This is a genomic window from Achromobacter sp. JD417, assembly GCF_041879325.1.
Taxonomy (GTDB): Bacteria; Pseudomonadota; Gammaproteobacteria; order Burkholderiales; family Burkholderiaceae_B; genus Achromobacter; species Achromobacter mucicolens.
The window spans coordinates 909300-935841 of record NZ_CP087159.1 but is presented as its reverse complement, the minus strand read 5'-3'; the positions used below and the strand labels follow the sequence as shown (position 1 = coordinate 935841).

28 protein-coding genes are annotated in these 26542 nt (G+C 61.7%); all 28 read left to right on the top strand.

Going from position 1 to position 26542, the window contains the following annotated elements:
* The 28 genes from LN047_RS04300 (at position 1) to stbB (ending at position 26525) form a co-directional block, all read left to right on the top strand.
* Positions 1-1689 carry a type II secretion system protein GspD gene (locus LN047_RS04300; RefSeq protein ID WP_152383466.1) on the top strand — a complete coding sequence of 563 codons (1689 nt, stop codon included), beginning with the start codon at positions 1-3 and terminating at the stop codon, positions 1687-1689.
* A 1-nt stretch (position 1690) separates the two neighbouring features.
* Positions 1691-3052 carry a hypothetical protein gene (locus tag LN047_RS04295; protein ID WP_175157420.1) on the top strand — a complete coding sequence of 454 codons (1362 nt, stop codon included), beginning with the start codon at positions 1691-1693 and terminating at the stop codon, positions 3050-3052.
* Complete coding sequence (locus tag LN047_RS04290; protein WP_152383464.1) at positions 3036-3560, top strand: hypothetical protein; 525 nt, start codon at positions 3036-3038, stop codon at positions 3558-3560. Before LN047_RS04295 ends, LN047_RS04290 begins: the two co-directional genes overlap by 17 nt.
* Positions 3557-5350 carry an ATPase, T2SS/T4P/T4SS family gene (locus LN047_RS04285; RefSeq protein ID WP_175157419.1) on the top strand — a complete coding sequence of 598 codons (1794 nt, stop codon included), beginning with the start codon at positions 3557-3559 and terminating at the stop codon, positions 5348-5350. The genes LN047_RS04290 and LN047_RS04285 overlap by 4 nt, the downstream gene beginning before the upstream one ends.
* The gene (locus tag LN047_RS04280; RefSeq protein ID WP_152383462.1) at positions 5347-6444 is read left to right on the top strand and encodes a hypothetical protein; all 1098 of its coding nucleotides are present in this window, start codon (positions 5347-5349) and stop codon (positions 6442-6444) included. The genes LN047_RS04285 and LN047_RS04280 overlap by 4 nt, the downstream gene beginning before the upstream one ends.
* A 56-nt stretch (positions 6445-6500) precedes the next feature.
* On the top strand, positions 6501-7127 hold the full coding sequence (locus LN047_RS04275) for a type 4 pilus major pilin (RefSeq protein ID WP_152383461.1): 627 nt from the start codon (positions 6501-6503) through the stop codon (positions 7125-7127).
* 67 nt (positions 7128-7194) lie between these two features.
* A complete protein-coding gene (locus LN047_RS04270) occupies positions 7195-8472 on the top strand; it encodes a prepilin-type N-terminal cleavage/methylation domain-containing protein (RefSeq protein WP_373981183.1) in 1278 nt (425 codons plus the stop codon).
* Between the two features lie 23 nt (positions 8473-8495).
* The gene (locus tag LN047_RS04265) at positions 8496-9389 is read left to right on the top strand and encodes a hypothetical protein (RefSeq protein WP_286895889.1); all 894 of its coding nucleotides are present in this window, start codon (positions 8496-8498) and stop codon (positions 9387-9389) included.
* 16 nt (positions 9390-9405) lie between these two features.
* Positions 9406-10017 carry a TrbM/KikA/MpfK family conjugal transfer protein gene (locus LN047_RS04260; RefSeq protein ID WP_227741356.1) on the top strand — a complete coding sequence of 204 codons (612 nt, stop codon included), beginning with the start codon at positions 9406-9408 and terminating at the stop codon, positions 10015-10017.
* 3 nt (positions 10018-10020) lie between these two features.
* Entirely contained in the window at positions 10021-10686 is a 666-nt protein-coding gene (locus LN047_RS04255) for a lytic transglycosylase domain-containing protein (RefSeq protein ID WP_152383458.1), read from the top strand.
* 109 nt (positions 10687-10795) lie between these two features.
* Positions 10796-11122 (top strand): TrbC/VirB2 family protein, encoded by a 327-nt coding sequence (locus LN047_RS04250; protein WP_152383457.1) that lies wholly within the window; start codon positions 10796-10798, stop codon positions 11120-11122.
* 2 nt (positions 11123-11124) lie between these two features.
* Positions 11125-11526 (top strand): type IV secretion system protein VirB3, encoded by a 402-nt coding sequence (locus LN047_RS04245; protein WP_082900587.1) that lies wholly within the window; start codon positions 11125-11127, stop codon positions 11524-11526.
* Positions 11523-13982, top strand: coding sequence for a VirB4 family type IV secretion/conjugal transfer ATPase (locus LN047_RS04240; RefSeq protein ID WP_286895896.1), 2460 nt, complete (start codon positions 11523-11525; stop codon positions 13980-13982). The genes LN047_RS04245 and LN047_RS04240 overlap by 4 nt, the downstream gene beginning before the upstream one ends.
* A gap of 2 nt (positions 13983-13984) precedes the next feature.
* Positions 13985-14734, top strand: coding sequence for a P-type DNA transfer protein VirB5 (virB5, locus tag LN047_RS04235; protein ID WP_152383455.1), 750 nt, complete (start codon positions 13985-13987; stop codon positions 14732-14734).
* A complete protein-coding gene (locus tag LN047_RS04230) occupies positions 14734-15624 on the top strand; it encodes a type IV secretion system protein (RefSeq protein ID WP_175157495.1) in 891 nt (296 codons plus the stop codon). Before virB5 ends, LN047_RS04230 begins: the two co-directional genes overlap by 1 nt.
* Positions 15625-16247: 623 nt before the next feature.
* Complete coding sequence (locus tag LN047_RS04225) at positions 16248-16943, top strand: virB8 family protein (RefSeq protein WP_152383453.1); 696 nt, start codon at positions 16248-16250, stop codon at positions 16941-16943.
* A 5-nt stretch (positions 16944-16948) separates the two neighbouring features.
* On the top strand, positions 16949-17536 hold the full coding sequence (locus LN047_RS04220) for a hypothetical protein (protein ID WP_175157494.1): 588 nt from the start codon (positions 16949-16951) through the stop codon (positions 17534-17536).
* The gene (locus LN047_RS04215; RefSeq protein ID WP_152383451.1) at positions 17533-18351 is read left to right on the top strand and encodes a TrbG/VirB9 family P-type conjugative transfer protein; all 819 of its coding nucleotides are present in this window, start codon (positions 17533-17535) and stop codon (positions 18349-18351) included. Before LN047_RS04220 ends, LN047_RS04215 begins: the two co-directional genes overlap by 4 nt.
* Positions 18348-19511, top strand: coding sequence for a type IV secretion system protein VirB10 (gene virB10, locus LN047_RS04210; RefSeq protein WP_152383450.1), 1164 nt, complete (start codon positions 18348-18350; stop codon positions 19509-19511). Before LN047_RS04215 ends, virB10 begins: the two co-directional genes overlap by 4 nt.
* 118 nt (positions 19512-19629) lie before the next feature.
* Entirely contained in the window at positions 19630-20649 is a 1020-nt protein-coding gene (virB11, locus tag LN047_RS04205; RefSeq protein ID WP_152383449.1) for a P-type DNA transfer ATPase VirB11, read from the top strand.
* Positions 20650-21051: 402 nt separating this feature from the next.
* Entirely contained in the window at positions 21052-21429 is a 378-nt protein-coding gene (locus LN047_RS04200) for a hypothetical protein (protein ID WP_175157248.1), read from the top strand.
* Between the two features lie 29 nt (positions 21430-21458).
* Positions 21459-21731: a hypothetical protein gene (locus tag LN047_RS04195; protein WP_175157249.1), complete on the top strand. Its 273-nt coding sequence runs from the start codon at positions 21459-21461 to the stop codon at positions 21729-21731.
* Positions 21715-22188 (top strand): hypothetical protein, encoded by a 474-nt coding sequence (locus LN047_RS04190; protein ID WP_152383447.1) that lies wholly within the window; start codon positions 21715-21717, stop codon positions 22186-22188. The genes LN047_RS04195 and LN047_RS04190 overlap by 17 nt, the downstream gene beginning before the upstream one ends.
* A gap of 172 nt (positions 22189-22360) precedes the next feature.
* Positions 22361-22630: a hypothetical protein gene (locus LN047_RS04185; RefSeq protein ID WP_152383446.1), complete on the top strand. Its 270-nt coding sequence runs from the start codon at positions 22361-22363 to the stop codon at positions 22628-22630.
* Between the two features lie 64 nt (positions 22631-22694).
* Positions 22695-23684 (top strand): helix-turn-helix domain-containing protein, encoded by a 990-nt coding sequence (locus LN047_RS04180; RefSeq protein ID WP_175157250.1) that lies wholly within the window; start codon positions 22695-22697, stop codon positions 23682-23684.
* Between the two features lie 734 nt (positions 23685-24418).
* Positions 24419-25336, top strand: a complete 918-nt coding sequence (locus LN047_RS04175) for a hypothetical protein (protein WP_152383444.1) — start codon at positions 24419-24421, stop codon at positions 25334-25336.
* 43 nt (positions 25337-25379) lie between these two features.
* Positions 25380-25808 (top strand): hypothetical protein, encoded by a 429-nt coding sequence (locus tag LN047_RS04170; RefSeq protein WP_175157251.1) that lies wholly within the window; start codon positions 25380-25382, stop codon positions 25806-25808.
* 9 nt (positions 25809-25817) lie between these two features.
* On the top strand, positions 25818-26525 hold the full coding sequence (gene stbB, locus LN047_RS04165; protein ID WP_152383442.1) for a StbB family protein: 708 nt from the start codon (positions 25818-25820) through the stop codon (positions 26523-26525).
* Positions 26526-26542: the final 17 nt, after the last annotated feature.

Here is a 26542-nt window from a genome sequence, read left to right as displayed (position 1 = left end):
ATGATTGCTTACCGCACCGTACTGACGGCGGTCATGCTGGCAGCGCTTGCTGGCTGCTCGGCCCTGCAGGCCACCGACCGAGTCGAATCCCGCGCCGCCCTCCGTCAAGCCGACGGCGCCATCGCGCTGGACCATTTCAAGCTCAAAGCCGGAGACATCGACCGGGCAAAGGGTCAAGTCGTGGAGCTCCCCTGGATCGCCGGCCGACCGCAGCCGTTGGCCCGCGAAGTCACCCTGCCGCCGGCGCTCCGGGCTAACGTCAATACGACGCTGCTCTTTGAAAACAACTCCGCCGATCTCAAGACGTTGGCCGACCGGATCCAGATCGCCACCGGCATCCTGACGCAGGTCACTGCCGACGCCCTGCTCCCCGCCGAATACTTTTTGCCGCGCCTGGCAGGCGATCTCGGCACGGTAAACCCGCTTAGCCTGAGCGCCAGCACGGCAGACACGCTCGTCCCGGCTCTCATCCCCGGCGCGGCAGTGGATCGTGTTGCGGGTCCCGCGCTGCCGACGGGCGTAGCGCGCACAAAGATGGCGCCCCTGCCAGCTGGCCAGGCCCCGCTCGCCTCCGTGCTGGACGCAATCGCACTGCGCCTGGGCGTGTACTGGCGCTACGACGACAAGATCGGTGCGCTGCGCTTCTACCGGACAGAGACCAAGAGCTATGTGGTCCGCACGCCCACTCAGGCGGCCGAGGAAAACCTGCAGCGCGATATCAAGTCGACCAATTCGATGCTTGCAGACAGAACCACCGCTGGTGCGAAAGACGAAGCCCGCGAGCTGGCGGCGGTCGTCAGCAAGGTCAGCCAGTTCCTCAGCCGCGCCGGCGTGATCAAGGCGGCGGACGGCGCGTCAAACACGATCGTGGTAACGGACACCAAGGAAGCTCAGGACCGGATCGGCGAATTCCTGGACGCCGAGAATCGGCAGATGACTCGTCGCGTGCGCCTGGTCTTCGAAGAAATCACGGTGCAGAGCGATCGGATCAACCAGGGGAGTGTGGACTGGAGCATCCTGTTCAACAGCCTCGGGCGCCAGAACACCGCGTCAGCAATTGGTGTCGCTCCAATGCTGGACGCGGCCAAGGCCGCTGGCAGCGTAGGAGCCACAGTGGGCAGCGGCCCGTTCGCAGGAACCAACCTTGCACTGTCAGCGCTATCGCAATTGGGTTCGATCATCGACCACAAGAGCATCCCGCTCCTGATGCAAAACCGCCGCCCAGGCAAGTACGACACCCGCCGCTCCTTCGACTACATCAAGGACCTGCAGCAAACGCAAAGCACGTCGGACACCTCAGCCCCCACCGTCACGGTCACGCAAGACAACAAGACGGTCGGCACTTTCCTTACGGTTGTGCCGGACGCGCAGGACGACGGCCAAGTGCTCTTGACCATTGCCTACGACGACACCCGGCTCATCGAGATGAAAAAGGAGCCGGTCGGTGCGCGTGGTGATCAGTCATTTGTCCAGCAGACTGACATCGGTGGCCAGGGACGAGTGCAGCAGGTGATGGTGCGCCCCGGCGAGCAGGTCGTGATCGGCGGCTACCAACAATCGGCCGACACCTCTACCAGGCGGCGCCTGGATGACAAGGCTCCGATGCTCGCCGGCGGCTCCGACGCTTCGCAAGAGAAGCAGATGCTCACGGTCGTGCTGGTCACGGCCATTCCCGAAGAAGGATTCTGACGTGGCACGACGAGAGAAAGCCCCGCGGCGGCTGAGCTATCGGCTCGTCGCCATCCCCGGCACATCGAATCAGCTTGTCTTCGGCGTCCGATGGCAGACGGTCCTCGGAGAGGATCCGCAGAAAGAAGCGCTGCGGCTGGCACGCAAGGTGAAGGCCACGCACTTTGTCCACAGCGATGCCCGCAGCCCTTCCGTCGGACTCCTCATCGCCAAAGGGAAGGAGCGTCGCGCAAAGACGCGCGCCAGCCTATTCTCGGCGGCCTCCGCGTTTGCACAGATGCACCGTCACGGCACCCACATCGTGACGCTCAACCTGCCCGACAAATCCGTATGGATTGCCGTCGTCGTTGCTGGTGTGGTCCAGGCAGGCGGAGACGCGGTCTTCGCAGATCTGCAGGCGGCACAGCGTGCGCTCGATGAGGCGCTGGCCCGCTACGGCGAGGCGCAGGTGCACGGGGACCACCGCACGCAGTCGCGGCCTTTCTCCTTGCAACAGCTTGCCGCGCACACCAACCAGCAGTCGACCCTGCGCCGAGCGGGCTTCAGTCTCGCGATGGTCTCGCCCTTCTGGTGGACCATCCTGGGGCTATTTCTGGTGTACGAGGCCTGGGACATCGGCATGAGCTACTGGGAGGAGCGGCAAGCACGAATTGCACAGGAGATGCTGGCCGCGCAGCCCGAAGTTGACCCAGCAACGCTGTGGAAAAAGGCAATCGCTGCGTGGGCAAAGACCGCGCGAACACTTGGCGAGCCGGGGCTCACTCCGCTGCTGCAACAAGTGGAGTCCGTGCCGACCGCGCCCGGTCGGTGGAAGCTCGTCGAGGTTGACTGCCAACCCAAGGTTCGCAGCTGCGTAGCGAAGTACGAGCGCACGCGACTTGCGGATAATCGCACCCTGCACGCGGCCTTACCTCCCACCTGGAAGATTGAGCATGTCGATCTGGAGAGCGCGAACGCCTCCTGGACCGTCCCTGCGGGGCTGGCGGCTCAGCCGTTGCTGCTGGCGGAACTCCCCGACGCAAACGCGATGCGGCAGGTTTGGGAGCCATCCTGGCAGGCACTGCGCCCAGCGCTGCAGGACATTTCTCTGTCTGCGCCAGGACAAGTGCCGATCTCGGTACCGAACATCAAGCTTGCCAACGGGTTGGAACAACCCGTGATCCGGCCCAAGGAGATCAAGCTTCCGGCAACGCGCGCGCTCGTCATCAACGCGCCGCTGCGCTCCCTGTACGGCTTGGCGCTTCCGCGCGCCACCGAAGTCACGCAGTTGCACGTGCGCTTTTCGCCAGATACCACACCAGGGCTCACGACGAGCGCCTTCGACACAACGCTCAAAGGAACCATCTATGTTGAATCGCCCTGAACGCAGACAGCGACAACGATTCGTCGCAATAGTCGTCTGCGCAGCAGCTGCAATTGCCGTGCCGCTATCGGTGGCGGCGCAGATTCCCGTCTTTGGCGTCGATGCCGTCAATCTAAGCCAGCCAGTTCCTCGGATGGTGCAAGAACTGTTGGAGCTCGATGCCCAACGCGCACTCGATGAGGAAAAGCGCAAGGCGCAGCCCGGAATAGGCGAAAGCGCGCACCTTGCCGCTTCTGGCCCGCCTGCCGCGCAGGCCGCCAAACCCGATCCAAACGCAACGCCAGTTGTTGCCCCGCCTCGGCTTCTCGCCATCACAGGTGTCGGCAAGCAGCTGACGGTGATGGTCGACCAGGCGGGCCGTCGGGCGCATTTTCGCAGCGGCCACGCCGAGCCGGTTGCCGGCGTCGACCTCGGACTGCGCCTGCAGGCCGTTTCGCAACCCTGCGCCAGCTTCGTTGACCAGTCTCAGGACGTAGTCACCTATTGCCTTAATCGGGGAACACCATGATTTCAAGCTTCCTTCAGTGGGTGCGGCGGCTCAAGCGAACGTTGCATGTCAGCCTGCGCGAACAAGAGGAAATGCCGGTGCTGGATATGCATGCATCGATGCCTGCAGTGCCCACCGGTGACGACTACCCGCACCTCGATTCGTTCGAAGACATTACGCAAATGCAGCCGGCGTTCAGGACGCTCAAGGTCGATTGGTGCGGCTCGACATCGGCGGTCACCGCATGCGTCGCCGAGCTCGAGGGACCGCGCTATGTCGTGTTCGTCAAACCGCGCGAAGTCGACACGGACATCTTTCGCGCCGTCAAACAGCGCGCCATCGACGCCGCCAAAGGCCCGGTCCACATATATACGATCAACCCGGTCATTCTGCTGACCCTTGTCAGAGAGCGGATGCAGGCCGAAGACGTGATGCAGCGAAGCTCCCGGATCCGTGGCCAAAAGGAGAAGTCGGCGGTTCGCCAGGGGTTCTACGACATTGTGTCCTGGGCGGTTCGCAACGATGCGAGCGATCTGCATCTGAACATCGACACTACGGCCGCGAAATCGCGCATCAGCGCCACCATCGACGGCCAGTACACCACGCCTGAACATCTGGCGATGCCCACGCAGCAGCTCCTCGACATGGCCAGCGTTGCATGGCTGGATGTCAGCGGCGGGAACGGCCTATTCCTTGACATGGCCAACGAGCAACAGGGCCGGCTGTACGAGGTGGTGGACGAGCGCAGCTACATGCTTCGCTGGGGTTCATTCATTGCGGACAAGGGGCCGTCCATCACACTGCGCCTGCTGGACGTGGACTCCAAGGTGCAAACGGTGGACATGTCAGCCCTTGGATACCTCCCCTCGCAGATCGCCCAGTTCGAGCGGGCGATGCGCAGCATGGGCGGCGCCATCGTCATGGGCGGTATCCCCGGCTCCGGGAAAACGGTGAGCATCGCCCAACTCATCGTGCGCTTGCCGAAGACCCGCAAGCGGATGTCGATCGAGGATCCGGTGGAACTCATCATGGAGGCAGTGCTCCAAGCCAGCGTTTCGCGCTCATTGGATGGCTCCGACCGCGACACGATGAAATCGAAGCTCATGGCGCTCAAGCGGGCAGCCGCCAGTGACGTCTTTCTCGGTGAGATTCGCGATGTACTCACGGGCGCTGCATTTCAGGACATCGTGCTCTCGGGCAGCAACCTATATTGCACGACGCACGTGGGAGGTGCGCTTGCCATTCCGCAGCGCTTTGCCTCCAGCGAAATCGGAATACCGCGCAGCACGCTGGGAACCCCTGGCGTTTTGAAGCTGCTCGTTCACCAGGCTTTGATGCCAAAGCTGTGCAGCTGCGCACTTCCCGCCGTGGCACTCCTTGACGGCGCCCAGGATCGGATGGGAATCAATCGAGATCGCGATACATGGCAACGGTACTTGGCGGACATCGAAGCCCTATACGACTTCGGCAGCGATCCGCTCAAGATCCGTAACCCGGACGGGTGCGAACACTGCCGCAAGAAGGGGATCCCTGAACTCTTCGGGTACGCAAGTCGTACTGCAGTAGCAGAACTTTTCGAGCCCTCTAGTGATCCCGATGCACTTCGAGCCATCGCAAACGGGGACGAGATCCGCCTGAGAGCGATCTTCGCCAGCCAGCGCACCGCCCGTTACGACGACCCTGATATGGAAGGAAAGTCGACCATGGAATGCGCCGTCTACAAGATGAGCCAGGGAATGATCGACCCCCGGGACATTGAGCCTCACTTCACGGCGTACGCAACACTTCTGCGCCAAAGGAAAAAGGGATGAAGATTCCCTTCTACTTCACGCGGGTGGGCCAGGCCGCCAGCAAGTTCGCGCGTGCCCGTGCGGACTGGTACGAATACTTGGCGGACATGACGGAGGACACTCAGGGGCGCCGGACGTTCCTCAGCATTCTTGAGGCAGACGCCCAGCGCTATGGCAAAAGCGCCCGTGGCGTCCTGTCGGCTTACTGGGCGCACCGAATTGTGGAGACGGGCGAGCTTGGCAGGACGCTTCACCGGACGCTCCCACCGCGAGAGGTAGCGGAATTCGTTTCGCTGCAAACCCAAGGGCAAGCAGTCTTCGCAGGAGGGCTGCGCGACATGGCCGCCGTCGTGCGCGTGACGGCCAAGCTTAGGTCAATCCTCGTCGGAACGTTGGCGGTGGCTGCCCTAATGCTGCTGCTGGTCTGGGCCATGGTGATGATCGCGGTCCCCTACCTCACCGCGCCCATGCTGCAGGACGCCATGCCCGACATACGGTTTGAGCTGCTTAGTCCGTCGACCCAGGCGTTCTTCGACATGGCGCAGTGGATTCGGGACAAAGGTATTCGGCTGTGGTTGGTATCGAGTGCCCTCGGCGTTGGTGTCTATCTCTCGTTTCCCTATATGGACAACGCGCTACGCCGGTGGCTCGACAAGTGGGGACCGTATCGGCTTTACCGGGACGTTCAAGCGATTGCGGTCGTGAGCACGGCGGCAACCGCCGTCAAGCCTCGCGCCGGCAAGGTCATGCAGATCCGTCAAGCGATAGAGCTGCAGTTACCCGGGGCATCCCGCTGGCTTAGCCGTCGGCTTCAGGCCATTCAGAACCGACTCGACGACGCAAAAAAGGGCGCGGAGATTTTTGACGTTGGCCTGCTGGATCGAGAGATCTACTGGTATCTCGAAGACCTCACGAACACGCTTGGCCTGGACGCGGGCTTGCAGATGACCCGCGCACGCATGGAGACCACCATTCTCAAGCGCGTTGAAGACCGCGCAAAGGTGCTGCGATGGGCGGCGCTCATTTGCGCCGTCCTCTTCATGGCAGGCCTCTTCTTTTGGCATCAAAGCGTGATCATGGACATGCGCAACGCCTTGATGATCGACGCAATGTAGCAACTCGCCGCCACGAAAGCTCGTGGTGAAAACTCATTCGAACAATCGGAATTCAGATGCAACAGCACAACATCGCAACCCAGCGTGCAATCCAACGCGCCAAATCTGCGGACCTTCGCCGTCAGGGCGGTTGGACGCTGGCCGAGGTGGGCGTGGTCATCACTATCGTCATCATCCTCGCTATCGTGGGATTCCCCTCGGTAAAGGGCTTCTTTGTTCAAGGTCGTGTCCCTGCGGCGGCTGGTGAACTGCAGCGGTTCATGTCCACTGCACGAATCATGAGCGAAGGTGACTCGGCCACGCCTTACTCGGCGATCGACAACGCGCAGAACCTGGCGCCGTCGCTGAGGGACTCAACCGTTTTCAAGGTGACCGGGAACACGGTTGCACACCGCCTCGGCGGTACCGGCGTGGGCTCGAACGGGACGATCACTATCGCCCCGGCCGCGCTGGGTGGCGGCGCGGTAGGAAGCGCGTTCTCCCTGACGCTGACGAACGTCAACCATCGCGCCTGCCCTGTCCTCGCCTCCACCTTGAACGGCATTTCCGAGATGATCAGCGTGAACGGCACGGTCGCAAAAACCTTGGGTGCCAACAGCGAGTCGGGGACGTTCAACGCCGTCACCGCCCAAAACCTCTGCGTCAATGGCGACAACAACACCTTCGTCTTCGCCACGCGCTGATTCCCTGGGACTGCGTGTGGGACGTGCCACCGGCACGCCCCGACGGGCTCTCAACGGAGGCGAACCAATGCAATTATTTCAATCACCGCTGCCCTCCCGCGCGCGCACACAGGCAGGCTTTACTCTCGTCGAGGTCACGGTCGCCCTACTGCTCGTCATGTTGCTGGCTGTATTCGCGGCGAAGGAAGTCAGACGCAAAGCAGACGAAGGCGCCGCTGAAGCGACCGGCCGTTACCTGATGCAAATCCGGGGCGCGGTGGTCGATCTGCAGTTAAAGCACGAGGCCTGGCTGCGCGGCGAAGACCTCACCGGACTGCCCGCAGGCTCGTATCCCACGCCTCCAGCTCTAGCCTGGGCCAGCGTGGGAGGTGCGCAAGTGGCGCGGGGCGGGCTCTCCGATCTCACGGCGCTAGGGCTGCTGCCGGCGACCATCCCGCGATACCCGAGCTTGGGAGACGTAGCGCGGTTCATTCTGGTCCGACAGGGTGCCTGCCCAGGCGCTGATTGCCGTACCAGCGCCTTCGTCTACGCCTGCCATCCCATCAACGCAGCGCGCAGCCTCCGACAGAATGCCGGATGCACACCGCCTGCCGCCAACCGTAGCGTTTTCGACCAAGCCCTCCTGAGCAAGGTGGTTCTGGCCGCTGACGGCTACGGTGGCCACGACGCGCGCGGGTCCGCAAATGTACGGGGGCCGCTGATGGACATTCCGCGTGCCTGGTTTGACTTCGGCACAGAGCCAGGGCATGCAGTCATCGCTGCAAGCCTGGACGCCACACCCTTCGGCCAGTTCGTGCGGCATGGTGAAACCCGCCCCGTCACTCTGCATAACACCTTGACAGTGGGAGAGACGATCCAGAGCAACAAAGGCTTGCTGCTCAAAACGTCGGTCGCCCCAGGCGCCGCATGCACGATCGAAGGTCTTTACGCTTCAACGGCCAATAAGATGCTCGCGGTTTGCACGGGCGGGGTGTGGTTTACGCCCTTCGGTCACGTGGTTACTGGGGTGTACAGCAACCTGCCGACCGATGCAGCAGTTCCGGCGCTCACCTGCCCAGCAGGTCAGACGCCGTGGAGGTATGCGTCGATCCAATCCCTAGACGTCACTGTCACGGGGACTGACGTTAACGTTGGCGGTTCGGTCGGAGGGACCATTCAAGGATCAGGTTCGGTCAATGCCGCAGGCTCCGTAACCGTGAACGGGACGTTCGCGGGACGCTTCCAAAACTCTGGCTCCAGCTATGTTCGGGTGGGCCAGACCGTGGCAATGAGTGGCGACCGCGTAGTTATCTCTCCGGCAGGCGCAAACGCACGCGCCGCCGTCATCCAGGGCTGCAGGAACTAGGCAGTCCCCCACGTGCGTCCACTATGGACGCACTCATCACCTTTGAGGCAAGCATGAATTTCCACACTCTCAAGTGCTGGGGCCGGCGTGCGCTCGCCCTGACTGCGTTGCTGGTGTCCACCCACGCCGCGGCTGCGGCGGACCCGAATGGCAAGCAGGCCGACGTCCAGCTCAAGACGGACCTTACGCTCATGAACGTCCAGGTCACCCAAGGCGCGCCGCTTCCTCCTGGCGGCTGCTTCTCAGGCTATGCCTGGCACACAACTTACGGTGGTTGCCGCCTGGCTCAGTCCCAGTCCGAATCTGCCACTTGCCCCGCGGGCTATACCGGCAGCCGAACTCGGTACCGAACGGCTTACATCTTGCAGGCCAATCACGCCGACGTCGCCTACGAGGGCTGGGGGCCCTGGCAAGACGCATGTGTGGCGGCGCGCCTTCCTGGGGTAGTCGACGCCCTAATAGCGGGGGTCAACGGCGGCCAAAGTGGATGGTCGGACAATCACTCAACCATCGTTACGCCGAACCTTCAGCGCGCCATGTTGGTGTACTACGGCACCCGCTACGGGGTCACGATTCATCGACCCTCGGCCACTTTGAACTGCTTGTTCGCGTCGGGCACCACCGCCGGTAGCGGCAACTCTAACGATCCCATCTGGTACGGCAAGCTGGCGGAACCCGGCGAGTCGGTCGAAGTTAGGGGTGAAAGCGGCTTTTTCGGATACTGCAAACTGTCCAACAGCAATCGTACCGCCGAGCTGTACGGAAGCTGCGACGGCTACACGGGCGGCGATGGAAGCCACTGCATTCCAGCCACTCGTGTAGTCAACATCACGTCCGTGAGCGGTTGCATCGTGACTACCGAGACGCGTGAAGGCCGCAACATCGTCGACGTCGGTAGCTACGACATCTGCCACTAATCTGAGGACCCCAACCATGCAGATCCTGCGGCGCCTGATGGCGCTTATCATTGCTTCGATTCTCCCGGCACTGTCATCTCCGGCGTGGGCGCAAAGCCCCGGTCAATTCGATTATCTGACCGGCGACAAGAAATTGGCCTGCGAAGCGCTCATTTGCCTTTCCAGCGGAGTACGGCCGGGGCAGTGCGACCCGGCCCTCTCGCACTTCTACGGCATCAAGAAGAAAAAGCTGTCCGACACGCTGGATGCTCGCCATGACTTTTTGAAGCTGTGCCCGTCCTCCAACCAAACCAAGGAAATGGCATCACTCGCAGATGCGCTCGCCCATGGCGCAGGGCGATGCGACGCAGGCTCCCTAAACGCGGGCCTCGGCGCCTGGCGAGGGACCAGCGACGACGGATACCCCATCATCAGCAACAAACGACCGGGCTACTGCAACGCCTATGTCTCGCACGAGTACACGTCATTTGATGACGATCTGCCTCGCTACGTTGGAACGCCCGAAGAGCGCGGCTACTGGGTTGAGGCGAAGGACTATGACCGCGAACTCGCCAAGTACGAAAAGGAACTCGCCGAGCGCAAGCAGCACGAGGAGTGGTTACACGGCTCTGGAAGCGGGGGGAATTAGACGATGGACTTTCCCACGCTCGCCCGGCAGTGCGCGCCTGACGTGCATATCAGTACGCTGAGCGCGGTAGTGCGGCACGAGTCTGCGTTCAATCCGCTTGCCATTGGCGTCAACGCCAAGCCGCATCGAAGCATCCGCCCCAAGTCCAAGGAGGAAGCTGTAGAAGCGGTGCGTGAGCTAATGGCCAAGGGGGTCGACTTCGATGTCGGCTACGGCCAGATCAACGTGCGCAACTGGAAGTGGCTGGGTGTCACGCCGGAGTCCATCTTTGACCCTTGCGTGAACCTGGCTTCTGCGCAGCGCGTACTCGTGAATTGCTACCAGCGCGCAGCCAAGCTGCATGGGCCTGGACAGAATGCGCTGTATGCGGCATTCAGTTGCTACAACACTGGCAACCTCACATCAGGTTTCACCAATGGCTATGTCGGCAAGGTTATCGCAGGCGCGGGCCTGGCCGTACCGGCAATCGTGAAGGACGCCGGCGCCATCGCCCACGCCGAACGCAAGGCAGGTAGTTCACCGCCACCCAAGCCATCCAAGCCAGACGCATTCCAAGCGCCCCGCAGAGATGCGTTCGGCACCCGGCGCAACGATGCCTTCACGCCGCAGACCGACGCGGTATTCGGGCGTCCAGTACCGACCTTGCCCACACGTCCGCCTACGCAGTAGCCACGTACCCCTCAACGTGTTTAGCCGCTAAACACCGGAATTTTCCCATCAGCCTCAACAAACGCCTCCCCGCCGACCGGCCGGAAGGCCACACCCATTGGAGTTTCACATGTTTGTCGCTTCCTCTTCCTCCCACATCAAAACGCCGTCCAAGAGCTGGCGCATGCTCACCGCACTGGCATATGCCACCCTGGCAGCGCTCCTCATGCTGCAACCTGAGCTGGCCATGGCTCAGCTCGAGAAGGCCACCAGTGCCACGCAAGCTCTGAAAGACTGGCTTTGGCTGATCATCCCGGTCATCGGCCTCATCTCTGCGGGCATCATCGGCATCCTTTACTCCTTCGACGTGATTCGCAAGGAGACCGCCTATCAGTGGGCGGTGGGTATGGTATTTGCCGGCGCGATCGCTGGCGGCATCATCAAGCTGCTCTTCTAAACATGGCCACCTCGCCTAAGCAGAAGGCAAAAGCCCCCGCCGCAGCCGCCCCAGTTGCGGTGGGGTCCGAAGTGCCGCCCAACCGCTTCCCTCTTTTCAAGGGAGCCACCCGCGTCGCCACCGTCCCGGGTGGAGTTCCGACGCGGGCGTTTGCGGCCCTGGTCTTCCTGACCGTCACGGCGGCGTCCTTCACCCTGTGGGGCTGGCTGCTCTTCCCTGCGCTCTATCCGATCATGGCCATTGTCAGCCGCAACGATGACCGGGCCTTCTGGATCTGGGAGCTTTGGTTGAAGACCAAGATCTTCGCCAAAAACAAGGGCTTTTGGGGAGCAGTTTCGCTCACACCCACGCCCTACAGTCCGCGGCGCCCATGGGCACGCGGGCGCGGAGTTCACGACCGATGAAACAACAATCCACCGTGACGCTGCCGGCGCATGAGCCACCGGTTAGCGAATACGTTCCCTATTCCCACCACGTCACCCCGACCATCGTCGCAACCCGCGACTGGGAGTACCTTTCAGTGTGGCGTATCGACGGCCGTACATTCCAGGGCTACAGCGAAGAGGAACACTATCGCTGGGTCGAGGAGCTGAACAACGTCTTCCGTGGCTTTCCGACTGGATTCGGGATCTGGTCGCACCTGGTCCGGCGCAAGGTCTTCGAGTACCCCGAGAGTGACTATCCGGACCAGTTCTCGCGAGATCATGACGCCGCGTACCGCAAGGTCTTTGCAGGCAAGCCGCCGATGATCAACGAGATGTACTTGACCGTGCTGATGCGGGCGCAGATTGATCCCGCGCTGCGATTGCTCTCGAACTTTGAGAAGCGCACCGCGCGCGCGGCGCTCGCCTGGCAGAACCAGGCCATCGAGCAGCTCGATGACGTCAACCGCAAGCTTCGCGGCTCGCTCAAGCGCTATTCGCCGGATCTCTTGTCCATCGTCGAACGCGAGTCGCCGCAAGACATAGGCGATGAGGAGGCTCCGCGCAGGATGTCGCGGTTCTCGGAGCCCGCGGAGTTCCTGGGCTATTTGCTCAACGGCAAGATGCAGCCCGTGCCGCTGGTCAATGCCCGGCTCTACAACTACCTGCCGACCAGCCGGCAGTTCTTCTCCACGCACGGTGAGCTGGGCGAGATGCGCGGGCCCGACTGGACACGCCGCTATGTGATGTTGGAATTGCGTGAATACCCCAACAACACCAGAGCTGGCCATCTGAACTGCCTGCTCAATCAGCCTCATGAGTTCGTCCTGTCGCAGTCATTCGGGGCAATGTCCAAGGCAGACGGTCTGAAAGCCCTATCGCGCCAGATCAAATGGCTGCAAGACTCGGGCGACTACTCGTCGTCACAGATCGCGGATCTGCACAAGGCGCGTGACGAGTTGGCCGCCGGCCGCTTCGTCATGGGGGATCATCACGCAACGATCCAAGTGTTCGGAGAGGACAACGAAAGCGCCCTTCGCGCGGCTGCAAACATCAGCGGCGCGCTGGCCGATGAGGAGATCATTGGAAAGCTGTGTGATCGCGCTTCCCTGGCGGCATGGGCCGCGCAGCTCCCAGGCAACTGGAAGTGGCGCCCTCGCCCGGCGCCCATCACCTCGCTCAACTTCCTGAGCTTCGCGTCCATGCACAACTACCTCTTCGGAAAGCCCGCGGGCAATCCTTGGGGTCCGGCCGTCACGATGCTCAAGACGACTGGGGGAACGCCCTATTACCTGAACTTTCACGCCTCGCTGGAGGACGTGGACGATACAGGCAAGCGTCGCCTTGGCAACACGTCCATCATCGGGCAGTCAGGCGCTGGCAAGACCGTTCTGTTAGGGCATCTGATCACCCAGGCACGCAAGTTCAATTACACGGGCGTCGTCTTCGACAAGGATCGCGGCATGCAAGTCACGGTCATGGCGATGGGCGGTAAGTATTTCCCGCTGCGCCTGGGCGTCAGAACCGGTTGGAACTACCTGCAGCTGCCGCCCACCGCCTCCAACGTCGCATTCATGGCGAGCATGACGCGGCAACTGGGCGCCAGGGGCGACGAGCCGCCCAGCAGTTCCGAGCAAAAGCAGATCGCCGAGGCAATCGACCACCTGGTCAGCCATATCGACTTGGGGGACCGGTGCCTTTCTACCCTGCTGCAGTTCTTGCCTTCGGCGCCGGCGCCAGATGGCCAGCTCAGCTTGAAGGACCGCCTCAAGCGCTGGTGTGCCGGAAGCGAGAACGGCTGGCTGTTCGACAACCCGAAGGACGAGCTTGACCTCGCAGTCACAGATCTCTTTGGCTTTGACCTGACGGAGTTTCTCGAACAAGGGCCGATCCGGGACGCGGCGATCACATATTTGCTTTATCGGACTGACCAGATGATGGACGGCCGACGTATCGCCCTGTTCTTTGACGAGGTGCAGCACCCGCTGAAAGTGCCGTACTTCCAAGCATCGATGCAGGACGCCAGCCGCACCGTTCGCAAGAAGAACGGCGTCCTGGTGTTCGCAACCCAGGAACCGGCGGCGATCTTGGAGAACCCGGTGGGGCGCTCGCTCATTCAGCAGTCGGCAACTGCCATGTTCCTCGAGAACCCCAAAGCAACCGCCGAGGAATATGTCGAGGGTTTCAAGTTGTCCCCGGCCGTCTTCAAGATGGTCAAGGAACTGCCGCCATTCAGCCGGCAGTTCGTCGTCAAGCAAAACGAGTCTGCCGTCACCGCCGAGCTGGACCTTTCTTCTTGCCCTGAAGCACTGCTGGTGTTCTCCGGTTCTGAAGACCTGGCCGAAATCGCCGAAGCGGCCGTCGCCACCCATGGCGACGATCCCGCGATCTGGCTGCCCCACTACCTCAAACGCGCCCAAGAGGCGACAAGGAGCTAAAAATGACCCAGAAGCACAACGGCAATACCCGCCTGCGCAGCCCCTGGCGCGCACGGGTCACCGCATGCCTGGCCGCCGTCCTTTTCTGCAACGCGCTGGCCCCTGTCCACGCGAGCGGAATCCCCGTGATTGACGGCGCCAGCCTCGCCGACCGCGCAATCAAGCATGTGGAGACGTTGGCCAAGTACGCCGAGCAGATCCAGGTTCTCAAGAGTCAGCTCGAAAGTCAGAAACGCCAACTCGAATCGCTCACGGGCACGCGCAACCTCGGCGACATCCTGAACAACCCGGCGATCCGCAATGCCCTGCCGGCGGACGCACGAGAGATCCTGCGGGCGTCCAGCGGCGGGCTGGGCGGTATCTCAGACGTCGTGGAGCGCATTGAGCGCGAGGAACGTCTGACCGGGAACTACGAGCAAGACAAGAAGAACCTCGATGCGCGCGCCGATAAACTCGCTATCCGCAGTCAGGCGATGATGGAGCAGACCCAGAAAGCCATGACCGCTCGCGTCAAACAGGTGGACCAGCTCCAGGCGCAGATCAACCAAACCCAGGATCCGAAGGCTATTGCCGACCTTCAGGCTCGTCTGTTGGTTGAGCAGGCCAACATCCAGGCCGACCAAACTCGGGCGGATATGCTGACCCGACAGATCGAGGCGGAGCAGGCACTGATGGAACAGCAGGCCGAGAAGCTCGCCGATAGTTCCTTTAGCCTCAGCGCAATTCGGGCGCCGCTTCCGGGAGCGCGGTAATGGCCACCACCGGGGTTAGCCTTGTCAGTCTCGGTGGCATCGCGAACTGGATCGATCAGTCAGTAACCACGATGCTGACAAATGTCGTCACGCCAATGGTCGCATCCGTCACGGCGAAAATCTTGCCGTTTGTCTCGGTCGGCCTTTCGATCTCACTGATCTGGTACGGGTGGCTAATCTGCTCCGGGGCAATTCAAACCCCGGTACTCCACGCTTTGCGACGTGTCGTCAACATTGTGCTCATTGTGGGCATAGCCGGTGCCAATGGCTTTTATCAGCAAAGGATCGTCACCGTGATGCTGGACTTACCCACGTCGGTCGCACAGCTCTTTACCGGCACCGTCAAGACTCCTTCAGAGATGATGGACGATGCCGCAAACAATGGCGCGGAGATCGGCACGAGGCTGCAGGAGCGCGCACCCAGCGGCATCAGAAAGATCGCACAAGCGTTCGTATTTGTCGTCGTGTCGGTCATCATTACGATCATGTCTGCCGTAATGAGCGCGATCGGCATGCTAGTACTTATCACCGTAAAAGTCGGGATGGGCTTAGTCGTCGTGTTGGGGCCACTCTGCATACTGGCTCTGCTGTTCGATGTGACCCGGGATTTCTTTACTACCTGGCTGCGTCAAGCCTTGTTCTATGCAATCTATGCTGGCCTATTTATGGTCGTATTCATGTTCATCATGGGCATGTTCGGCATGCTGCAGCAAGGGCTGTTAGACCTCACAGCAGCGGATCAGATAAACATCTTTTCCATGCTCACAGCCATCGTCTTTTTCATGATGTGTTCCAAATACATGCTTGAACAGGTCTCCACCGTGGCGGCAAAGATTACGGGCGGAGAAGGGGGGGGTATTTCGGTTCCTTTCCTGGGTAGGATCGGCTAACATTGATCCAAACCTACTGCAAGTCATCATCTCGATTTCAAGACAATTTGTGGGAGAACTGATGGCCCCGATTACGCCCCTGGGCAAACCTCTTTCGAGGGCTCCGCTTGTGAGCCAGGATGTGCCCCTATCTCCGTCCCTTCAGACGGGAGCCGAACAACCGATCTCGGCCTTCCAGTGGGTGAGCTTGGCACGCGCGAGCTGGACGTGGATTCTGCGGCCGATTTGGTATCTCTGCTTCAAATGGCCGACGCAGCTATTTATAGCGGGCACAGCGACTACCCAACGCTCGAGCGATGTTGGACGCGCGCCTTGGCAGAAAAGGCACTCCCAACAGCAACATAATGAAATGACCCGTTCGATGGTTCGGAACATGAGTCAGGATCGCTAGCGCGGTCAAAGCAATATCAACGGCGCCACTGCCGGTTTCTCACAGGGCACAGCAATCGCTGTGCCCTTCTCTTTGAGCTGCGCATTAGCCAGCCTCCTCTGATTTAAATCCCCTCATCTCCTCGGAGAATCGATGAAGCACGCCATATTGGCCGCGCTCGCCGCGGCTCGCCCTTTCACGTCCGTACGAAACGTGCGGCCCTTCCACCTCGTCGGGCAAAGGGAGGAAGGTCATGTCCTCTGAAGATCCCAAGCTCTCACTGCAGCAAGAACTGGATCGCAACCGTGGCCTGGACCGAGACCTTCTTACGGAATTCAGCGTGTCCAGGGCCAAAGCTTGGCGAGTGGCAACAGCCTTCTTTGTGCTGGCGGCACTCGCTGTCGGTGCGCTGACCGCCCTCCTGCTGAGCTACACGCCCCAACCGCCCTACGTTGTGCGTGTCAATGACGCGACCGGCGAGGTCGAGAACGTATCTCAGGTTGGTGATGCACGGGAAGACTACGGCCCCCGGCTCGCCCGTTACTTCGTCACTCAGTACGTGCTTTCCTGCGAAGGCTACGACTGGCGAACCCTGCAGAACATGTACGACCGCTGCGGGTTGTTCAGCTCCCCTGACGTGCAGAAGCAGTACCACTCGAAGTTCGAGGATGACTCGAGAACGGGCCGGGAAGCCCTGGACAAAAAGTATGGCGAGCACACGCGCCTGGCGATCAGCGTCCGCTCGATCACCCCCGGCCCCAACCAGACCGCCACGGTTCGCTTTACCCGAAGCGAGATCGGCCCCAATCGGGCGCCGAATTCTGAGCAGTTCATCGCCACCCTCGCTTATCGGTTCGTCAATACGCCCATGTCGGAAAGCGTGATCCGTGACAACCCGTTGGGCTTTCAAGTCATTTCCTACTCGACCGCTGTCGAAACGCTGAGGTAATCGTCATGCAAAAAGCACAAATCAACGAACTCGCCCGCCGCCTCGAAGATGTGGGCCGCATGGACAACGCACAGCGCACTGCCCTGCTGCGCGACATTGAGCGCTATGCAAAGAGCGACCTTTACGGCGCCGCCCGCTTGTGCAAGGACCATCTCCAAAAGGATGCGAACCTGCGCCTGCCTACCGCTGTGATGGCCGCTGACCGCATCGGCAAGCACTTCGAAGAGCGGATCCGCGAAACGCGCCGTCCGGTGGAACTGTACGGGGAACAGGACCGACAAATCCGCCAACCGGAAGACGGTCGCGAGTACAAAGGTCCGATCGTTGGGACGACTCCCAACTGCCTGATTCAGCGTGACAACGAGACAGGCGACCTCATCGTCCACGCACGCAACACGCTGAATCGTTCCTTCGAGATGACCGGCAACGAAGAAGCCCTCGCGATCAGCTATCCGTTCAAGGCCGTCGGAGGCGTCGGCCTGGTGCGCGACGCTGACCATGGTAAGCAGGCCGAGCTGGGCGTCGAGCATCAGCACTCGCACCACCAGGTCCGCCAACGCGAGAGCAACCTCGAGATGGGGCACGCCCGATGAACATCCGCTTCAGGCCTTTGGCCTTGGCGGTGCTGACGGCCGCGCTATGCGCGGTCGCAGCGCCGGCCTGGTCGCTTGACCGCCCTGCAGCTTCGCCCAAGGATCAACGCATCCGCTGGACGGACTATGACGCCGCAGACGTCATTCAGGTCGACACGACGCTGGGTGTCGCAACGCAGATCCAGCTGAACGACGATGAGGACTATGTGACTCATGCTTTCGGTGATTCGGCCGCGTATGACTTTCAGCAGATCGGCAAGCACCTCCTGCTCAAACCTATCGTCGAGCAGGCCGACACGAACCTCCTTTACATCACGACCAAGCGCAACTACTCGTTCCTCCTGAAGTATGAAAAGGCCCGAAAGAGCGGTGGTGTCTTTCGCGTGGTGCTGCGCTACCCCGAGCTTGAGCAGGCAAAGTCGGCCGCCCAGGAAGAGCGTGAGCGCGTTCAGCGCGACCTGGCCACGGCGGACGTCGCCATCAACTGGCAGGCTTACTCGATGAGCGGCGACATCAGCTTGGCACCCAGTGCCGCCTGGGATGACGGTGCGCAGACCTGGCTTCGTTTCGCGCCTGGCCAGGATCTGCCAGCCATTTACTTCGTCGACGCCGACGGCCAGGAGGTCATTGTGAACCGCCATATGGAAGACGAACAAACCGTGGTACTCCATCGCGTCGCCAAACGGTGGCACTTGCGAATTGGCAACCAGGTTCTGGCCGTTCACAACGATGGCCCGCCTGTCGCACGCAGCTTGGCCACCGGGACTGTGTCCCCGCAAGTCGAACGCGTCCTTCGTGAGGAGCCAGCGCCATGAAGTTCTTCAAAAGGCGAAAAAGACCCGGTCAAACCATTGACGCCGTGGCGGAGATCGAGGAGCACCAGGCACAGATACAGGGCCGCGGCCGGCCCGATTTGTCCGGCACGGCCAAGCCGATGCAACAGGGCGCAAAAGCGTTCATGTTTCTGATGATCCTGATTGCTCTGATGGCTATCGGCGTAACGGGATGGCGCGCATTTAACTCGCCCGCTGCAGAGGAGGCCGCGCCCGCCGTGCAGGCGAGAATCGAGAACGTGCTTCCCGGCCTGAAGCTCAGACCCGAACCTCCTCCGCCGCCACCTCCGATGCCTGATTCGCCTCTGGCTACGCCTATAGTGCCTGCTCCAATGCAGGCGGAGCAGAAGGGCGCAGTGCCTGACCTTGCACAGGCCGTGACGGTAGACGCAGTCACCCAGCGGCGCTTGGCCAGCGGCCTTCGTGGCACCAAGGGACAAGAAGGCCAGTCTTCCGGGCAGTCCAGCTCTTCCCCTCCGCCAGCACGCGAAGTCGACAGCGGGCCGATGGCCAGCAAACTCACCCCTATGAAGCTCTCGGCATCGCGAGCAGGTTTGATCGGCAACCGAGACATGTTGATCACGCAGGGCTCGATGATCGACTGCGTCCAGGAAACCAAGCTCGTCACTGCGCAGGCAGGCATGCTGAGCTGCTACGCGCCTCACGATATCCGCTCGACCAGCGGTCGCGTGGTCCTGATCGACAAAGGATCCCGGTTCATCGGCTATCAGCAAGGCGTGCTGGCCCAGGGCCAGCCGCGCGTGGGCGTCGTATGGTCGCGGCTGGAAACGCCCAAGGGTGTTGTCATCCACCTGGATTCGCCTGGCACCGGCCCCTTGGGTGAGGCAGGCCTGGACGGCTTCATCGACACGCACTTCGCTGAGCGGTTCGGCGGTGCCATCCTGGTCAGCTTGATCAGCGATCTGGGCACGTGGGCTACCTCACGTGGCAGCAGCGACAACGGGCAAGTGCAATTCAACACGACGGGCGACGCGGCTACCAACGCGGTTACCACGGTGCTGGATAACACCATCAACATTCCGCCGACGCTATACCGCAACCAGGGAGGCCGGTTGGGGATCTATGTCGCTCGCGACCTGGACTTCAGTTCTGTTTACACGCTCCGGTCCGTCCCGCGGTAGCAGCGCAGTCGCCGGCACTGCCAATGCTGCGAAGCTGACCGAAGCTTCCAACGCATCCTCCGTTAGGCCTGCCTGACCTTCGGGTCTCGGCGGGCCAGACGCATTAATTGGATTCCCTATGAAAGACTCCTCCGGTGCACCGCCCGTCGACTCGGGCGGGCGCGACACAGCGTTGCGCCAGATGATGCGTCCCATCTCTGGCTACATGGCCGACGACGCTGTCCGCGAGATCACCATCACCCGGCCTGGCGTTATCTTTACGCGCTCTCAAGGGCGATGGCATGAGCGCCACGATCCGAAGCTGACCTTCAGCTTTCTGGAAGCGTTGGTGAGCGCCATGGCCAGCTACAACAACGTCAACTTCACGCCAATCATGTCGCTGCTGCTGCCGGACGGGGAGCGCGCTCAGGTTGCCCAGCCGCCTGCGGTGATCGACGGCGCACTCTCGATCAACATTCGCAAGCACAGCAGTGTCGTGAAGACGCTGGACGAGCTGGCCGCAGAAGGGGCCTTCGCCAACTGGGTCAATGTGAGTGGTCTGACGGGACACCTCGACAACCTGACCGACAACGACAAGGAATTGCTCGACCTTCTGACAGCGAGGGATATGTTGCAGTTTCTGCGACGCGCAGTCCTTCAATGCCGCAACATCATTGTCGCGGGCAAGACCGGCTCAGGAAAGACGACGTTCGCGCGCAGCCTCATCGACTGCGTGCCCTCCCTCGAACGCCTCTTGACCATCGAAGACGTGCACGAGCTCTTCCTGCCTAACCATCCCAATCGCGTGCACATGATCTACGGCAAAGGTGCGGGCCGAATGTCGGCGACAGAGTGCATCGAGGCCGCCATGCGCAGCTCGCCCGATCGGATATTCCTGTCCGAGCTGCGCGGCCCGGAAGCGTGGGACTACCTGAACGCTCTGAATACTGGCCACCCTGGATCTGTCACGACCACGCACGCCAACAGTGCGCCCGATTCGTTTGAACGCGTCGCGCTCCTCGTCAAGCAGTCCACGGCCGGCAATCAGATGGATCTCGACACCATTCGGCGCTACCTGTTTTCCACGCTGGATATCTCGCTGTACTTCGCCGACTACAAGCTGACGCAGGTGTATTTCAACCCTGGGCGGGTGCTATGAACAAACGCATAGACGTCGAAATCCCGTTCAGAGCGCCGGTGGGGCAGCCGGGTGTTCTACGGCTCCAGCACGAGTGCGGCAAAGGCCAAACCGCACTTCTAGCCATGGATGGCTGTGGCATGCCTGGCGCGCCGACTGCGTCCGCCTCACTTACCACTGCCGACATGCACCAGCTTGTGGATGGCTTGATGGACGCGATCTACGCAATCGAGCGGCAAGAGCGGCTGTGAGTTTAAAACTTGCGTTCGGCTCATGCGTGTAAGTAGCTCTCGCTGGCGCGAGTAGCCCGTTTGCAGGTCACGTGGCGCCCTGGACGCAGCCACAGGTGCTTTGCACCGTCGCTTCCTGGTTCAACCCTCTTCTTCACCTGGCGAGCGCTTCGCTCGCAGCCGAGTAAAATCCATGATTAAAGAACTCGATCTTTCACTTCCGTTCCGGTTCACCGTTATTGCGTTTTGTCTGCTGCTTGTTTTCGTCATTGGTATGGCGAGCGGCATGCAGATGCCTGTTTTCGGGATATCTGCCGGGGTAGTCGCCGCCATGATGTACGTCACGGCGGTGAGTTACGACCGCCGTCTGAAGGCACGCGTCACCCAGCCGCGGCCCATCGTCTGGAAGGTCACTGTGAACGGGATATCGGTCGGGACAATGGCCGACAGGCATTACGCCGCTATTCAGCGCAGCGTTCTCCGTAATAGCGGTGTCGCCGTCGAGCAACTTATGTCCTCTTCGAAGTGGTCGGCCGCCCTCGCTGCGAAGATGTTGCTCATCTGGCCCTAGTTCTCTTCTGGCTACTGGCACTTCTTGCAATGGCCTTTCCCAATGAAGCGGTACCTATGCTGCAGGAGCTATCGGCGGAGTGGCACGCACGCGCATGGGGCAGCGCAACGCTGACGAATATTGTCGGCATCACCGGCGCGATTTCCATTTTCTTGGCATACCTTTCCATGCCGCCGCGTGTGCGCTCTCGCTACAAGCAGGCCACCGACGCCTTGCTACGCCTGCACTTCAACACGGCCGCCGACGGTGACGTGCAAGTTCATCGGCTTCCGGCCTATACAAACCATGCAAGCCGTACTTGAGCATATGCGCAGCGCCTTTCGCCGGAGGATGCAAGCACGCCTCTTCAAAGGATCGTTGCGGCCACACACCGAAGCGCTAGCGCTCGATGTCATCGATCCGCGCGTCCGTGCACTGGTTGCGGCGTTCAACGTCGACGGCGTCGTCTCATCAGTAAGCAGCTGCGAAGGACATCGGCTGTGGCGCCTGCCGACGCGTCGGACGCCCTTCGTTATGTTCCGTACGGATGTCGCTCGGTCCGCGCGCCTCGCGGGTAGGATCCTGCTTGATTATGGGCAGGCGTGCGAGCTGCAGCACTATTGGGCCATCGACGCAATGTTCGATGCCAACGGCGAGCTCGTCTTCCATCTTCACTGCCCGGACTCCCGATTCCAACGCCAAAAGGTGGACGCCGACTTTATGCTCCTCGCGCATTGGGCTCGAGACGTCTTTCAAGGCCACCCCGCCCAGCAAGCCTGAAGTCCCGGCCGAGCTCGAGGCGCCATCCGAGCGAGCGCGCCAGCGAAGGCGGCCAGCGCGCACTCTGTCCTCTCTGTTTCGTAATCCCAGCGCGCCCGGCCAAGTCCGGGCTTGCGCTGCCGTCGGCGGACCATTCACACCGCCCCGACGCCAATTTCACCCGGAGACTTCCATGACCCGAGCGAACCGCAAACGCGGCGCGCAGGAAGCACGCACCCGCATGGCCTACAAGATCATGCAAAGCGTCTTCGACCGCTGCCGCGCCGAAGGCCTCAGCGCCGAACAAACCCACCAGGCCATCAAGGACGCGTACCCCTGGGGCGAGCGCCGTGCCTGGCCCTACAAAGCGTGGCTGATGGCCCGCCGCGAGTTCTACGAAGCACACGGCCTGCCCCTGCGTGCACGTCGTTCCATTGCTGAATCTCTGGAGGCTGACTCGTGATCGGCAAGCTGTACCCGCACCATCCATTACCCGGCAAAACCTCGAAGCAACGCAAGGGACGAACATGAGCGTCGAAGCATCCAAATGGGCCAGAATGGCCGACGTCCAGAAATCCTCATCCAAGCTCGTGTTGCTCAACTTGGCGCAGCTCGTCCGGTACGATGCCGAGCATTGGACCGTTTTCGCATCAATCGACTACCTGGCCAAGGTCACGCATCTGAATCGCAAGACGGTCATCGAGGCGCTTGGTCGGCTTCGCGAACTGGGCGCGATACAGGACACCGGGCGGCGTGCGGGCGACAATCGCAGCAGCATCATCTATCGCTTGTGCCCGAATGCGGTCCCGCTGATCGATCTAGCGGCCACCGGTGCTGTCGCCGGCGGCGAGGCTCAGGCGGCGCAGCAAGACTTGGGCCTGCAGGACGAGGGAGACGATGCCCCCGCGGCCGCGCCGCCAGTCGACAACCCGCCACCGTTGGACCAACGGCAGCCGGGCGATCGGGATGGAGCCGGTATTGACGGCATGTCCGAGGGGTTGCCCAGAGAGGGCGTCATGACCTCAGCAGGCGACTCCAGCCCCACCCACGACAGTTCTCGGAATTCCGCTCCCGCGACGTATGCAGCCACCGGCAAGGCGGCGAAGGCCTCCCGGAAAAAAGGCCGAAGGCGCCAGCCCGAAGCGCGCGGTGCCGGCGCCGGTGCCACCAGGCTCCCGGTGACCTGGACACTGCCGGAGCGATGGCGAAGCTGGACGCAGGAACAGCGGCCGCTCTGGACGCACGAGAAGATCGACGCCATGGCCGCCACATTCAGCGCCTACATGAGATCCAGGCCCGGCGAGCTGGGCACGTCGCCCGATTGGTTCGAGTCGTGGCGGCTTTGGGTTTTCCGAGAGCGCGAGCCCGGCGAAGCCGCCGGCGCGGCGTGGCAGAACAGTTGGACCGGCATCGTGGCCACGGGCAAGAAGCTGGGCGTGGAACAGGCCCCGAACGAGCCACCTCCCCATTTCAAGGCGCGCGTGTTCCAGGCCGCTGGGCTCGTGCCGTCCCATTAGAAATTGTCCACAGCCTGGCCCAGTATCGGGACCAGTCCCAATTTTGGGCCTAGCCCGAAAAGTACTTTTTGCCCGTCCCAGTTTCTGCTTTCGCCAGTACCGAAAACGGCTTTTTGCCAGTACCGAAAACGGTACCCAATAGGTATATATAGGTTTTATAGGTTTTAGAGAGAGTCGCGCGCGAGGCGCTGGCTCATCGCGAACGCCGATCCGCCTACCCTCCGATCGCTGCGCTCCCTCCGCCCCGACGCCTGCGGCGCCGGCCTGAACCCATAGCTTCAGTCCCCCTCTCCGCCGGCGCGATGCGCCGCCAGGCGGGGGAAAGGCAGCCCCCCAGGGCGTTGCGGGCCGCTGGCCTCGCCCCGCCCTTAGCGCCACGACCTGTCTGCCGAACGCCTCCAATGCCGCGCCACCGCTGCTGACCTCCATGGCTGCGCTGCCTGCATACCCCAGAAAAAGGTCCGTCCCCTTCCCGGCGGGCATCCCGCCGGGTGGGGATCGGAAGGCCCCAAAAGCGCGGGGGCTGCTGCCCCCCTGGCCGGCCGCCTAGCGGCGTCCGCGCTTCCGACCCCCCGGGGAACCGCAACGGTTCCCCCGCGCCCGCCCACGGGCGCGGCTCCCCCTCCTTCAACCCCGGTTCTGCAGCACGAGGGGCGCCACCGCTCACGTCAACTCAACCGCACGCCGGTGCTCAGCCTGGAGCGCTACGCACCTTCACCTCACGAGGAAATCTCATGAAAATCTCCGACCTGAAAGCCAAATTCCAAGCGTTGTTTCGCTCCGCCCAACCCGATCGCGCGCCCGTTTCGAACGGCCCGCGAGCTCTTTCCGCCGACGGCGAACGCAAGCCGGTCGACATCTCCATCGTCAGCACCGGCGAGCGATTCGTTCACGTGCCCTCAACGCCTCAACCTGGCGAAGTCAGCCACGCAGCCGATCAGATGGACGTAGACCCCGCCGATTCCTATGAGCAACATCTCTCTGCGCTCGAGCGCGAAGCCGAAGCGAAGCTACGGCTATGGGACGGAAAGTCGGTAAGCGATATCGACGCAGGCGTTTTCGATGACTTCCGAAATCTCGAAGACCACCCGGTCATGCGAGAAACCGTGCCCACGCCGGTGGTTCGGAAAGACTTCTTAAACCCGTCGCCGCTAGACGAGAACGCGGTCGAGAAGGTCACCTTACTGGCGGTCGACACGCAAGGCCAAGCGCTTCTCAAGACACAACTATGGCACCACGTGAGCGACTTCGAACAAACCACCTACGACATCATGCCTATAGCGGAGGCCATTGATGAGCTGCAGCGACACGGCGCCAGCGAGGATTTGACGCTCGTGATTGGCGAAACTCTGTGGCGTGGTTCGACACCGGCCGAAGTGAAACCGGCTGAAGTCGGCGCGACGTATCGGGGTGCCATTCTTGATGTGCAGGGCAGCAAGGTTTATCAGCTCGTGTCGAACGGCACTGCCATCTCGCACGACGCAGGCAGGATGAGCGTACCCGATCCGCTTCGATTCGTAGGCAGAGAGGTGGACATCAGCTACCCGTGCGGCAAAGTTGGCCTGGTGCGCGAGGTGGAATCCCTCGCGCTCGAAGCCACCGCGTGGCAGAAGGCAGGTGCGGAGAAAATTTCGGCCGCCCTCGAGCGGTAACCCGGCGTCCGCGCAACTCACCGAACCTGGGAAACGCCTCTCCATGCAACAGAATCACGCCCCGGCGGCCAACAAAGGCGAGATCGTTCAGCAGCTAAACGCGTTGAATGCCACCGACCAGCGCGCGCGGTTTCGCGCGCTACTTCCGTTGATAGACCGACTCGTCAGACAGGGAGTCCCCCACGCCAAGATCGTTGAATCCCTGATCAACGCTGATTTGCCCGTGACACTTCTGTCGCTTCGAAAGGCGCTCTACCGATGGCGCAAGCGGTCCGTCGCTTTGGAGATCGACGACAACGTGCCCGACCGCCATTCCGCGCCCAGCTCCGAGGCAAGTCTGCCTTGTCCATCGCGCATCCCCGATACCCCCGCTCCTGGCGGCATTCAAAGCAAGGCCGACTTGGTTCGGCTTCGCCTAGCCTCAGATCACATTGACCTCAACGAACTGGCCGAAATCGGCCGAAGAAAATAGGCATCACCCATGAAAATCGCAACCGTCAATTATTCCGGCTCGGTCGGCAAAACCGTCACGACGAGCCACCTGCTGGCGCCCCGCATCCCGGACGCCGAAATCATCGCCGTTGAGTCGACGAACGAAAGCGCAGCCGATCTTGGGCTGGATGTCGAACAGATGCGCGGCGGGCAATTTGGCCGCCTCTTTCGCAAGTTGCTGATGGCAGAAGCCGCCATCGTCGACGTCGGCGCCTCCAACATCGAGGACTTTCTGGCCGAGCTGGTGAAGTACGACCAGGCGCATCTCGAGATCGATTACTACGTCCTGCCCGTGGTCAGTTCGGGTAAAGCGCAACGCGAGACGATCAAAACGATCCAGGCCCTCTCGGAGATGGGCGTGCCGGCCGACCGCGTGCGAGTGCTCTTCAATCGGGTCGATTCCGATGTCCGTGAGGAGTTCGCAGCTATCTTCGGCTACGCCCGCAAGTCCGGCGACTTCCAGGCCAATCCGGAAGCGGCGATTTTTGAAAACGAGGTGTTCGATCTGCTGGCCAACAAGCGCACCACGATCAAGGAAATTCTCGCCGACCCGCGCGACTACCGCCAGGAGCTGCGTCAGGCTGATCGTGACGATGCGAAGCTCGTCAGTCACCTCAGCGACATGCATGCCCTGCAGTCGCTTGCGCGTCCGGTCGATCGGCAGCTGGACAAGGCGTTTGGCGCACTCTTCCTGTAGGGGACTCTGTGACCGCC